Below are 12,748 nucleotides of genomic sequence, written 5' to 3'. Positions count from 1 at the left end.
ATTTGCATGAGTCAGCAACGCACCAACACGGTGCTCGACCAGATCATCGAGGGGGTGCGCGAGGATCTCGAAGCCCGCCGCGCCGTGGTGAGTCTGCAGCAGCTGCAGCGCACCGCCAAGGCTCAGGCTCCGGCGCTGGACGCGGAAAGTGCCTTGCGCGGTGAGGAGCCCGGTTCGGTCCAGGTGCTCTCCGAGGTCAAGCGGTCCAGCCCGTCCAAGGGTGCGTTGGCGGACATCGCGGACCCGGCTGCTTTGGCCGCGTCCTACGAACAGGGTGGTGCCTCCGCGATTTCGGTGCTGACCGAGAAGCGTCGATTCGGCGGTTCGCTCACCGATCTGGACGCCGTGCGCCAGGCCGTGAACGTCCCGGTGCTGCGCAAGGACTTCACGGTGGATGAGTACCAGATCTGGGAGGCCCGCGCGCACGGTGCGGACATGGTGCTGCTCATCGTGGCCGCCCTGGATGACGAGACCCTGCGTCGCTTCCTGGACCTGACCCACGAGCTCGGGATGCACGCGCTGGTCGAGACTCACACGCCCGAGGAGATCGAACGCGCCGTGGCCGTGGGCGCGCGGATCATCGGCGTGAACACCCGGAACCTCAAGACCCTCGAGGTGGATGTCCACACATTCGGTCGCCTTGCGGACCAGATTCCCACGGACGCGGTGATCATCGCCGAGTCCGGTGTCGCCGGCGAGGACCAGATCAAGCTCTATGCGGGTCACGGGGCCAACGCGGTGCTGACCGGTGAGGTCCTGGTCAAGTCCGACAATCCCGCACGCACCATTTCCCGGTTCCGCGACGTGGGTGCGGCCGCCCGCGCGGATTTCCTGGCGGGCAAGAAGCCCCCGGCCGCCCAGGCCGAGTTCGCAGCCCAGCAACTTGCCGCATCCGCCGACGGCGCTGCGTCGCCCGGTTCCGGCGAGGGTTCCCTCAAGAACGCCCCCGGCCCGTACTTCGGTGACTTCGGTGGCCGGTGGATGCCCGAATCTCTCGTGGCCGCGTTGGACGAGCTGACCGAGGTCTTCGACAAGGCACGGGTGGATGACGAGTTCCAGGACGAGTTCAAGCGGCTGTCCCGCGACTACTCCGGTCGCCCCTCCCTGCTGACCGAGGCCAAGCGCTTCGGTGAATCAATCGGCGCCCGCGTGTTCCTGAAGCGTGAGGACCTCAACCACACCGGTTCGCACAAGATCAACAACGTGCTCGGTCAGGCCCTGCTCGCCCAGCGCATGGGCAAGAACCGCCTGATCGCTGAGACCGGCGCAGGCCAGCACGGCGTGGCGACCGCGACCGCCGCGGCACTGTTCGGCATGGAATGTTGCATTTACATGGGCGAGGAGGACACTCGCCGCCAGGCCCTGAACGTGGCCCGCATGCGGCTGCTCGGTGCCGAGGTCGTGCCCGTCTCCCACGGCTCCGCCACGCTCAAGGACGCCATCAACGAAGCTCTGCGTGACTGGGTGGCCTCCGTGGACACCACGCACTACCTGTTGGGTACCGCTGCCGGTCCGCACCCGTTCCCCGCGATGGTGCGCTACTTCCACGAGCAGATCGGTGAAGAGGCGCGCGAACAGATCTTGGAGAAGGCCGGTCGCCTGCCTGACGCCGTGACGGCGTGTGTGGGTGGCGGGTCCAACGCCATCGGAATCTTCCACGGCTTCCTGGACGACGCCGAGGTCGAGCTCTACGGCAACGAGGCCGGTGGAGACGGCGTGGACACCGGTCGTCACGCGGCCACCATCACCCTGGGTCGTCCGGGTGTACTGCACGGTGCCAAGACGTTCCTGATGCAGGACACGGACGGCCAGACCATCGAATCGCACTCGATCTCTGCGGGACTGGACTATCCGGCCGTGGGTCCGGAGCACTCGCACCTGCACGCGATCGGCCGCGTGAAGTACGAGGCCATTACGGACACGCAGGCCATGGAGGCCTTCAAACTGCTGTCCCGCACGGAGGGCATCATTCCCGCGATCGAGTCCTCGCACGCCCTGGCCGGCGCCCGTGATCTTGCGGGCCGCTGGGTCAAGGACCTCGGCCCGGAGGCGGCCGCGGAAAAGATCATTGTGGTGTCCCTGTCCGGACGCGGCGACAAGGACGTGGCCACGGCCGCGGAATGGTTCGACATGCTCCCCGAGGACAGCCATGAGGAGCAGGTCGGTCAGAAAGGTGAACAACTGTGAGCGCCCCCGAATCCGTCCGTCCCGGAGTGGGCGGCTTGGCAGAACGCATCCTCCCCAAGGACCTCACCCGTAATCCCGACTCGAAGCTCGCCGCGCGGATCGCGCAGTGTAAGGCGGAAGGTCGTCCCGCGCTGGTCGGTTACCTCCCGGCCGGCTATCCGACCGTGGAAGAGTCCGTGGAAGCCGCGGTGGCCCTGGGCCAGAACGGCGCGGACATCATCGAGATCGGCATCCCGTATTCGGATCCCGTCATGGACGGCACCGTGATCCAGAACGCGACCACTCAGGCACTGGCCAACGGTGTGCGGGTTGCAGACGCGTTCACGGTCGTTCAGGCAGTCTCCGAGCGCACGGACGCCGTACCCGTGGTGATGACCTACTGGAACCCGGTGCTGCAGACCGGCGTGGACGAATTCTCCCGCCGTCTGCGCGAAGCCGGGGGAGCGGGCATGATCACCCCGGACCTCATTCCCGATGAGGCAGGCGACTGGTTTGAGGCTTCCCAGAAGTACGGTCTTGACCGGATCTTCCTGGTGGCCCCGTCCACCACGCGTGAGCGTATGGACATGACCGTCAAGGCGTCCTCCGGATTCGTCTACGCGGTCTCCATCATGGGCGTCACCGGGGCCCGTGACCAGGTGTCCTCGGCCGCCGAGGACGTCGTTGCGCGCGCCCGCGAAGCCGGAGCCGAGAACGTGTGCGTGGGACTGGGCGTGTCCAACCGCGGACATGTCGAGGAGATCGGCGCGTACGCGGACGGTGTGATCGTGGGAACCGCACTCGTGCGCGCCCTGGGCGAGGGCGGTCCCGAGGCCGTCGGCCGCTTGGCCGCTGAACTCTCCGGTCGCGGCTGATGCCTCCGGTGATTGCCGCAGCTATTCCCTCGCCGGATATCAGCAGCATCTCGCTGGGGCCGCTGACCATCCACTTCTACGCCCTGTGCATTCTGCTCGGCATGGCCGCGGCCGTGTGGCTCACCATGCGCCGCTGGAAGGCCCGGGACCAAGATCCCGACGTGCTGTGGGACATCGTGTTCTGGGCCGTGATCGCGGGCATCATCGGATCCCGCGCCTACCACGTGCTCATTACGGATCCCGTCGGCTACTTCGGTCCGGGAGCGAACCCCTTGGACGCGCTCAAGATCTGGGAGGGCGGCCTGGGCATCATGGGAGGCGTGCTCTTCGGGGCCGGTGCCGCATGGCTCGTGTCTCGGAAGAACGGTGTACCCCTGTGGTACTTCGCGGACTCCGTGGCACCCTCGTTGCTGTTGGCTCAGGGCATTGGCCGCTGGGGCAACTGGTTCAACCAGGAGTTGTTCGGCAAACCCACTGATGCGCCCTGGGGACTGCAGATCGACCCCACGTCCGCGAACTTCCCGGATGGTCTTCCCGCGGACACCCTGTTTCATCCGACCTTCCTCTACGAGAGCCTGTGGAACCTGGCGGGTGTGGTGATTCTCATCACACTCGGTAGGCGATTCCAGCTCACGCACGGCCGCGTGTTCGCCCTGTATCTGGTGTACTACGGCCTGGGGCGGCTCATGATCGAGCTGTTCCTGCGCATCGATCCCGCGCTGATGATCGCTGGTCAGAGGGTCCACGTGTGGACGTCATTGGCCCTGATCCTGTTCGGCATTGCATTATTTGCCGCAATAACTGTCAAAGTCCGCAGAAATCCAGAAATACCCGCGAACGGTGCCGCGCACTCGGCGCTCCGCTGAGCGGCGCGTACCACGTTGAACCCCCGGCCAACGCCGGGGGTTTTACGTTGGGTGTCGACGCTCACAATCGAATTTCGGATCGTGGTAAATTACCCGTGCGCCGCACCGGGGATTCGTCATCATGCGAGTCCCGCGTTCGGTGGTGATCCGTCGGTCTTTCCGAGCCCGACCCAGTGGTTCGCAGCGCCGCGGACACATTTGTCATCTGGATCAGATGATGTCCGTCCGCACTCCACCCCAGTTGCCCGGGCATCGTTGACACTTCAGACCTGCCCACCAACCCGGTGAGGAGCTCCCTATGAGCCACGTCAATCAAGTAGCCCCCGTGACCAACATCGTCACCGACGCGGTCAACCGCGACACGGGCCACCCTGACTCGCGTTCGGAGCTACCTCCCGCGGAATCCCCGTTCCGGGCGTTTTCCACACAGCCCGAGGACCACGGCCTGTACCGCGGCGAGGACGAGAAAGACGCATGCGGCCTGGCCGTGGTGGCCACCCTTGACGGCAACTCCACCCACGACATCGTGGAAGCCGCTCTCACCGCCCTGCGCAACCTCGAGCACCGCGGTGCCGTGGGCGGCGACGAGGGCACCGGCGACGGCGCCGGCATCCTCACGCAGATTCCCGACACATTCTTCCGGGACACCGTGAACTTCCAGCTGCCCCCGATGGGCGCCTACGCGGTCGGCACCGCGTTCATGCCCACCGGTGGCCAGCACCTCGAACCACTGCAGCGCGCACTTGAGGATCTCGCCGTCATGGAGGGTCTGCGCGTGCTTGGTTGGCGTGACGTCCCGGTCGTCGACGACGCCGTGGGCGCCTCCGCTCGCGCCGTCATGCCCACGTTCGTGCAGTTCTTCGTCGCGGACGAACGCCACAACGCACGGGGCGCGAGCCTGTTCGAACCCGGCGCGGCGGCGTCGTTCGATCCGACGCACTTGCAGCTGGAACTGGACCAGAAGGTGTTCCGCGTGCGTAAGCGCGCGCAGAACAAGTTCGGCGTGTACTTCCCGAGCTTCTCCTCACGCACGCTCGTGTACAAGGGCATGCTGACCACCGCTCAGTTGCAGCCCTTTTATCCTGATCTGTCCGACGAACGGTTCACGACCAAGCTCGCCGTGGTGCATTCGCGGTTCTCGACCAATACGTTCCCGTCGTGGCCGCTCGCTCAGCCCATGCGCACCCTGGCGCACAACGGCGAGATCAACACGGTCATGGGAAACCGCAACTGGATGCGCGCGCGCCAGTCCTCGATGTCCGGTGCCGTGCTGGGACGCAACCCCGAAGAGCTGTTCCCGATCTGCTCGGAAGGTGCCTCGGACTCCCAGTCCCTGGACGAGGTTGCGGAGCTGCTGCAGCTCGCCGGACGACCGGTCACCGAAACCATGCTGATGCTCATCCCGGAGGCGTGGGAGAACCACGAGAGCATGGACCCGGATCTGCGGGCGTTCTACCAGTATCACTCGACGCTCATGGAGCCGTGGGACGGCCCGGCGTGTGTGTCCTTCACGGATGGCAAGCGTGTGGGTTCCGTGTTGGATCGCAACGGTCTGCGCCCGGGGCGTTTCTGGGAGACCGAGGACGGTCTGGTGATCTTCGCGTCGGAGGTCGGTGTCATCGACATCGGTGACCGCAAGGTGGTGCGTAAGGGCCGCGTGTCCCCGGGCACCATGTTCCTGGTCGATACCGAAGAAGGCCGGATCGTCGAGAACCACGAGATCAAGGCCGAGTTGGCCGCCGCCAAGCCGTGGCGCGAGTGGGTCCAGGACTCGATTGTTCCGATCGGCGAGCTGCCCGAACGCGAGCACATGACCCACCCGGCGTCCTCCGTGCGGCTGCGTCAGAAGACCTTCGGCTACACCGAGGAAGAACTCAAGAAGATCATCGGTCCCATGGCCGTGGCCGGCGCGGAACCCATTTATGCGATGGGTACCGACACCCCCGTGGCCGTGCTGTCGGACCGCTCTCGGCTGCTCTACGACTACTTTGTGCAGTCCTTTGCACAGGTGACCAACCCTCCGCTGGACGCCATCCGCGAGGAATTGGTGACCTCGCTGACCGGAGCGGTGGGCCCCATGGCCAACCTGCTGGCCACACAACAGGCGAAGACACGCTTGATCAAGGTGGACTTCCCGGTGATCAACAATGATCAGTTGGACCAGATCCTTCACCTGGACGACGAGGACGGCGCCGCACTCACGCTGAAGGTGCGCGGCCTGTACCGCCCCGATGGCGGCGAAGAATCGCTTCGGACGCGCATCGCGGAGATCTGCGAAAAGGTCTCCACGGCTGTGAACCGCGGCGTGCAGTTCGTGATCATCTCCGATCGTGACTCCAATGGTGCCTGGGCACCCATCCCGTCCCTGCTGTTGACCTCTGCGGTGCACCACCACCTGCTGCGCTCAGCTACCCGCACCAAGGTCGCGCTGATCGTGGAATCCGGTGACGTTCGCGAGGTGCACCACCTGGCGCTGCTGCTGGGTTACGGCGCTTCCGCTGTGAACCCCTACCTGGCCATGGAATCGGCCGAGGAACTGGTGCGCCGCGGCGAGATCACCGGCGTGACCGAGGAAGAAGCCGTCTACAACCTGATCAAGGCGCTCGGCAAGGGCGTCCAGAAGATCATGTCCAAGATGGGTATCTCCACCGTGCAGTCCTACTGTGGCGCCCAGACCTTCGAGGCGCTGGGATTGTCGAGCGAGCTGATCAACGCGTACTTCTACGGAACGCGCACACAGATCCAGGGTGTCGGTCTGGATGTGATCGCGGAGGAAACCGCGTCCCGCCATCGCCTGGCCTACCCCGAGGACGGCGTCACCGAACCCCACCGTGACCTGGCCATCGGCGGCGAGTACGACTGGCGCCGCGAAGGACCGCGTCACCTGTTCGACCCGCACACGGTGTTCCGACTGCAGCACGCCACGCAGACGGGCCGCTACGACATCTTCAAGTCCTACACCGCACGCGTGGACGATCAGGCTCGGGAGATCGCCACCCTGCGCGGTCTCATGAGCTTCACCTCGGATCGGAAGCCCATCTCGATCGATGAGGTGGAGCCCGTGAGCGAGATCGTCAAGCGATTCTCGACCGGTGCCATGAGCTACGGCTCCATTTCCATGGAGGCTCACGAGACCCTCGCGATTGCCATGAACCGGTTGGGCGGCAAGTCCAATACGGGTGAGGGCGGCGAGGACCCGGAACGTCTGATGGACCCCGAACGTCGCTCGGCCGTCAAGCAGATTGCGTCCGGTCGCTTCGGTGTGACCAGCCTGTACCTGGCCACCGCGGACGACCTGCAGATCAAGATGGCCCAGGGTGCCAAGCCCGGTGAAGGCGGCCAGCTCATGGCGCAGAAGGTCTACCCCTGGGTGGCTCGTACGCGGCACTCGACACCGGGCGTCTCCCTAATCTCACCCCCGCCGCACCACGACATCTACTCGATCGAGGACCTCGCGCAGCTGATCTACGATCTCAAGCGCTCGAACCCCAAGTCGCGCGTGCACGTCAAGCTCGTGTCCGAACGCGGGATCGGCACGGTGGCGGCGGGCGTGACCAAGGCCAAGGCCGACGTCGTCCTGATTTCCGGTCACGACGGCGGCACCGGTGCGGCGCCGCTGAACTCGCTCAAGCACGCGGGTATGCCGTGGGAGTTGGGTCTGGCCGAGGCGCAGCAGACCCTGCGGCTGAACGGGTTGCGCGAACGCGTGGTCGTACAGGCGGACGGTCAGCTCAAGACCGGCCGTGACGTGGTGATTGCGGCACTTCTGGGTGCCGAGGAGTTCGGTTTCGCCACCGCGCCGCTCGTGGTCGAGGGCTGCATCATGATGCGCAAGTGCCACTTGGACACCTGCCCCGTAGGCGTTGCAACCCAGAATCCCGAACTGCGGAAGCGGTTCACGGGCAAGGCCGAGCACGTGGTGAACTTCTTCGAATTCATTGCCGAAGAAGTGCGTGAGTACCTGGCTCAGCTGGGCTTCCGCAGCATCGAGGAGGCCGTGGGGCACGCCGAGGTGTTGCGCACCCGCGACGCCATCGACCATTGGAAGGCCAAGGGCCTGGACCTGAGCCCCATCCTGGACTCGTTCCAGTCACCGGGTGTCAAGGACGGTCTGCGGAACACGCGCACGCAGGATCACGAGTTGGAGGATCATTTCGACAACAAGCTGATCCCGCTGGCATCGCCCGCGATCGAGAAGGGCGAGCCCGTGCGGGTCATGGAAAAGGTGATCAACACCGATCGCGCCGTGGGAACGATGCTCGGGTACACGGTGACGAAGGCCTTGGGCCTCGAAGAACTCGCTGACGACACCATCGACGTCACATTGACCGGTGAAGCGGGCCAGTCACTGGGCGCGTTCATTCCGCGCGGCATCACGCTGCGGCTGGAGGGCGACGCCAATGACTACACGGGTAAGGGCCTGTCCGGCGGGCGCATCGTGGTGCGACCACCCCGTGACGCGAGCTTCCCGACCCACGAGAACGTAATTGCCGGCAACGTGATCGGCTACGGTGCAACGAGTGGGGAAATGTTCTTCAGCGGCACCGTGGGCGAGCGGTTCCTGGTGCGTAACTCGGGTGCCACCGCAGTGGTCGAGGGCATCGGTGACCACGGCTGCGAATACATGACCGGCGGCGTCGCCCTGATCCTGGGGGAGACCGGCCGGAACTTCGGCGCGGGCATGTCCGGCGGCGTCGCGTACGTGCTGGACCTGGACGAATCGGATATCAACAAGCAAGCCCGGGAGACCGGTGAACTGCTCGTGGCCACCCTGGACGAACAGGATAGGGAACTGGTTCTGGGGCTGATCAAGCGCCACGGCGAGGAAACCGAATCGGACTGGGCGGCCACGCTGCTGCAGAACGCCGACGACACCATCGCGCGCATGACCAAGCTGCTACCGCGGGACTACTCCGCGGTGCTGTCGCTGCGTAATCAGGCCGAGGCCGCCGGGGACGACCCGGACGGCGACGGCACCTGGCTCAAGATTTTGGAGGTGACCACGCGTGGCTGATCCCCGTGGTTTTCTGAAAGTTCGACACCGCGAAGACCGTCCCAAGCGTCCGGTTCCCGTCCGCATCATGGACTGGAACGAGGTCCAGGAACGGCAGAATTCCCAGACCCTGCACGAGCAGGCCGGTCGCTGCATGGACTGCGGCGTACCGTTCTGCCACCAGGGTTGCCCGCTCGGGAACCTGATTCCCGAGTGGAATGACCTGGTCTGGCGCGGCCAGACGGATGAGGCCGTTGTGCGGATGCACGCGACCAATAATTTCCCGGAGTTCACAGGCCGCGTCTGCCCGGCTCCGTGCGAGTCCTCGTGCGTGCTGAGCATCAATCAACCGGCCGTGACCATCAAGCAGATCGAGTACGAGATCGGCGAAATGGCCTTCGACGAGGGCTACGTCAAGCCGTTCCTCCCCGCACGTCTGGTGGGTAAGACCGTGGCCGTGGTCGGATCGGGTCCGGCGGGTCTGGCGGCCGCACAGCAATTGACGCAGGCCGGGTTCACGGTGGCGGTGTACGAACGTGATGATCGCATTGGCGGTCTGCTGCGTTACGGCATCCCCGATTTCAAACTCGAGAAGTCCGTGGTGGATCGTCGCTTGGACGTCATGGCAGCCGAAGGAACCCGCTTCCGTACCGGCATCGAGATCGGTAAGGACATCACGTGGGACGTCCTGCGGCGCCGCTACGATGCCGTGATCGTGGCCACCGGTGCCACACGCCCCCGCGAATTGGGCATCCCCGGGCGCGATCTGCAGGGCATCCATCACGCCATGGACTACCTCGTGCGTTCCAACCGCTTGTCGGCGGGGGACGAGGTACCCGATCTGATCGACGCACGGGGTAAGAACGTGATCGTGCTCGGCGGTGGCGACACCGGATCAGACTGCATCGGCACCGCACACCGGCAGGGCGCGGCGTCGGTGACGTCACTGGCGATCGGTCGCAAGCCGCCGGTGGACCGCGCGGACGAAGAACCGTGGCCCATGATGCCCAAGGTCTTCGAGGTTTCCTCGTCCCACGAGGAAGGCGGTGAACGCACCTACTTGGCGTCCACGGTGGAGTTCGTGGGCGATGAGAACGGCCACGTCACGGGGCTCAAGGTTGCCGAAACCGAGTACCTGGACGACGGCCGCCGTGTTCCCAAGGAAGGGACCGAGAAGATCATTCCGGCCGACCTCGTGTTCCTGGCGCTGGGCTTCACCGGCAACGAGTCCGACGAGCTGACCTCGCAGCTGTCCGTGGAACTCGACCGCCGCACCAACGTGGCGCGCGACGAGCAGTACATGACCGCCGTCGACGGCGTATTCTCGTGCGGCGACGCCGGCCGCGGTCAGTCCTTGGTGGTCTGGGCGATTGCGGAGGGCCGCGCGTGCGCTGCCGAGGTGGAGCGTCACCTGACCGGACAAACGCGCCTGCCGCAGCCCGTGACGCCGTCGGAACGTGCTATTGATTTGAGCCTGTAGCTAAAGCCGGGCGAACCGCCGCCCTGGCCGTATCAATACATGGCCCCCGTTGCTAAGCTGGGGAGTGAATTCCGGCAAAGTGGCCGTGCTGGAGCAGCTTCGCGCTGTTTCATCGCGGCCATTTTGCTGTTTTCCCCCTGTAGTCTCCGACCGAAAGGGAATCACCCATGCGTCGAGCGAAGATCGTGGCCACCATTGGCCCGGCTATTTCCTCGTACGAGCACATCACCCAGGCCATTCAGGCCGGTATGAATGTGGCTCGCCTGAACATGAGCCACGGTGATCACAACGTTCACAACGCCTCTTACGAGAATCTGCGACGGGCCAGCCAAGAACTCGAAACCACGGTGGCCATCCTCGCCGATCTGCAGGGCCCCAAGATCCGTCTGGGCGCGTTCGCCAATGGTCCGCACAACCTCGAGGTGGGGGACACGTTCTCCATCACCACCGATGACGTTGAGGGCTCCCAGAAACTGGCCTCCACGACTCACAAGGGTCTGCCCGGTGACGTCAACGTGGGCGATCCGCTGTTGATCGACGACGGCAAGGTGGCGCTCAAAGCCACCAAGGTCACCGACAACACCGTGGAGACCGAGGTCATCGTGGGCGGGCCCGTGTCCAACCACAAGGGCATCAACCTCCCCGGCGTGGCCGTCAATGTCCCCGCGCTGAGCGAGAAGGACGAGGACGACCTGCGTTGGGCGCTGCAGCGCGGCGTGGACATCATCGCTCTGTCCTTCGTGCGCGACGCCAAGGACATCACCCGCGTGCACGAGATCATGAAGGAAGAAGGCCGGAAGATTCCGGTCATCGCCAAGATCGAGAAGCCGCAGGCCGTGGACAGCCTCCACGAGATCATCGACGCGTTCGACGGCATCATGGTCGCACGTGGTGACCTGGGTGTGGAGCTCCCGCTCGAGGCCGTGCCGATCGTGCAGAAGCGCGCCATCGAGTTGGCCCGCCGCTGGGCCAAGCCCGTGATCGTTGCGACTCAGGTGCTCGAGTCCATGATTGACAACCCGCGCCCCACTCGCGCCGAGGCCTCCGACTGCGCCAACGCCGTGCTCGACGGTGCGGACGCGGTCATGCTCTCCGGTGAGACCTCCGTGGGCAAGTACCCGGTCCAGACCATCGAGACGATGGCCAAGATCATCGAGGCCACCGAGACCCAGGGCATGGACCGCATGCCCCCGCTGGGCACCGAGCCCCGTACTCGCGGCGGCGCCGTGACCCGGGCGGCCGTGACGATGGCCCGTCAGTTGGACGTGAACTACATCTGTACGTTCACCCAGTCCGGTGATTCGGCTCGTCGCTTGTCCCGACTGCGCCCCAGCCGCCCGATCCTGGCGTTCACGCCCGTGCAGAACGTGATGGCCCTGCTGTCGCTGCTCTGGGGCGTGCATCCCATCATGGTCAAGCAGGTTCACCACACCGATGAGATGACCAAGCAGGTGGATCACTACATGCTCGAGAAGGGCCTGGCCGGTCCCGACGATTTGGTGATCATCTGCGCCGGCTCACCTCCTGGTGTGGCCGGTTCCACGAACCTGGTCAAGGTCCACCGCGTGGGAGATCTGGACGACGCCGGCGAGGCACCCGTGCGCGAAGAGCACGAGCGCGTCGGCCCCTGGCGTGAGAGCCTTCCCGGTTCCGCCGCCTGGCGCGAACCGTGATCGGTTAGTTCCGCTGCGTGAATGACCTCGGCGACCCGTGCACTCAGGTGCGCGGGTCGCCGTCGTTGTGTGGGCGGTGGGTTTCACGTCGGCTGGCCCTGGATTCTCGTGCCGGTGCCCTTCTCTCGGTTCCCTGCCTTCGGTGCCTTTCCCTCGGTGCCCTTCCCGCGGTGCCTCCGGGCCCCTGCGCGACATGTGGCGCGCCGTCAGAACCGTGCCGAACACCTGTTGCGCCGCTAGAACCCCTTCGGCGCCTCCAAGAGGGTTCTCACGAAACATCAGCCGTGATGGAGGGTTCCAATAGCGCCTGACGTGTGCACTAGAAATGCTCGTGATTCCGACAGCGGCGTGAGGGCACCTAGGTGGGAGTCCCTGGGCCTGCCCCGAACATTTGGGGCACGGGTTCGTGTCCTGGGCCTTCGCGCGGCATTCTTGGCAGAGGTTCGTAGCGTTGACGGGGTTTGAGTGGCGAACCTCGTCCCCAGATGTTGGCCGTGCGTTTCTCTGCCACAGATGCTCACGGCCGTGGGTTCTGGAAAAGTTCTCGGGTTCATCGCAGGCCCCAGATCCCGGCGTCTACTTTTTATCGCGCTACCGGCCGCCGACGACGCCGCCGCGCCCCGGTTCCATCCGCGGCGACACTAGGATTCCGCCGACGACGCCGCCGCCCCGGGATTCCACCACGGCCCGCTCAC

General features: G+C 65.2%; 6 protein-coding genes. All 6 read left to right on the top strand.

Annotated elements, in window-relative coordinates:
• Positions 1 to 6 precede the first annotated feature (6 nt).
• The 6 genes from trpB to pyk all read left to right on the top strand — a co-directional run bounded on the left by trpB (position 7) and on the right by pyk (position 12,053).
• Positions 7 to 2,187 (top strand): tryptophan synthase subunit beta, encoded by a 2,181-nt coding sequence (gene trpB, locus RF638_RS07775; protein WP_368841713.1) that lies wholly within the window; start codon positions 7 to 9, stop codon positions 2,185 to 2,187.
• Between the two features lie 98 nt (positions 2,188 to 2,285).
• A complete protein-coding gene (gene trpA, locus RF638_RS07770; protein WP_238662993.1) occupies positions 2,286 to 3,041 on the top strand; it encodes a tryptophan synthase subunit alpha in 756 nt (251 codons plus the stop codon).
• Positions 3,041 to 3,907: a prolipoprotein diacylglyceryl transferase gene (lgt, locus tag RF638_RS07765; RefSeq protein ID WP_129699455.1), complete on the top strand. Its 867-nt coding sequence runs from the start codon at positions 3,041 to 3,043 to the stop codon at positions 3,905 to 3,907. Before trpA ends, lgt begins: the two co-directional genes overlap by 1 nt.
• Positions 3,908 to 4,205: 298 nt before the next feature.
• Positions 4,206 to 8,921, top strand: a complete 4,716-nt coding sequence (gene gltB / locus RF638_RS07760; RefSeq protein WP_095798144.1) for a glutamate synthase large subunit — start codon at positions 4,206 to 4,208, stop codon at positions 8,919 to 8,921.
• Entirely contained in the window at positions 8,914 to 10,380 is a 1,467-nt protein-coding gene (locus RF638_RS07755) for a glutamate synthase subunit beta (protein ID WP_095798143.1), read from the top strand. The genes gltB and RF638_RS07755 overlap by 8 nt, the downstream gene beginning before the upstream one ends.
• A gap of 167 nt (positions 10,381 to 10,547) precedes the next feature.
• A complete protein-coding gene (gene pyk / locus RF638_RS07750; protein WP_368630382.1) occupies positions 10,548 to 12,053 on the top strand; it encodes a pyruvate kinase in 1,506 nt (501 codons plus the stop codon).
• The last annotated feature ends 695 nt before the right edge of the window (positions 12,054 to 12,748 follow it).

This window comes from Kocuria sp. CPCC 205235, assembly GCF_040980905.1.
GTDB classification, from domain to species: Bacteria; Actinomycetota; Actinomycetes; order Actinomycetales; family Micrococcaceae; genus Kocuria; species Kocuria carniphila.
The sequence above is the reverse complement of the archived record's forward strand: the minus strand, read 5'-3'. Positions and strand labels throughout refer to the sequence as shown.

What these genes read in the sequence shown, in the direction of transcription:
- lgt (WP_129699455.1), top strand. Translation starts at nt 3,041, where the DNA reads ATGCCTCCGGTGATTGCCGCAGCTATTCCCTCGCCGGATATCAGCAGC.
- trpB (WP_368841713.1), top strand. Translation starts at nt 7, where the DNA reads ATGAGTCAGCAACGCACCAACACGGTGCTCGACCAGATCATCGAGGGG.
- gltB (WP_095798144.1), top strand. Translation starts at nt 4,206, where the DNA reads ATGAGCCACGTCAATCAAGTAGCCCCCGTGACCAACATCGTCACCGAC.
- pyk (WP_368630382.1), top strand. Translation starts at nt 10,548, where the DNA reads ATGCGTCGAGCGAAGATCGTGGCCACCATTGGCCCGGCTATTTCCTCG.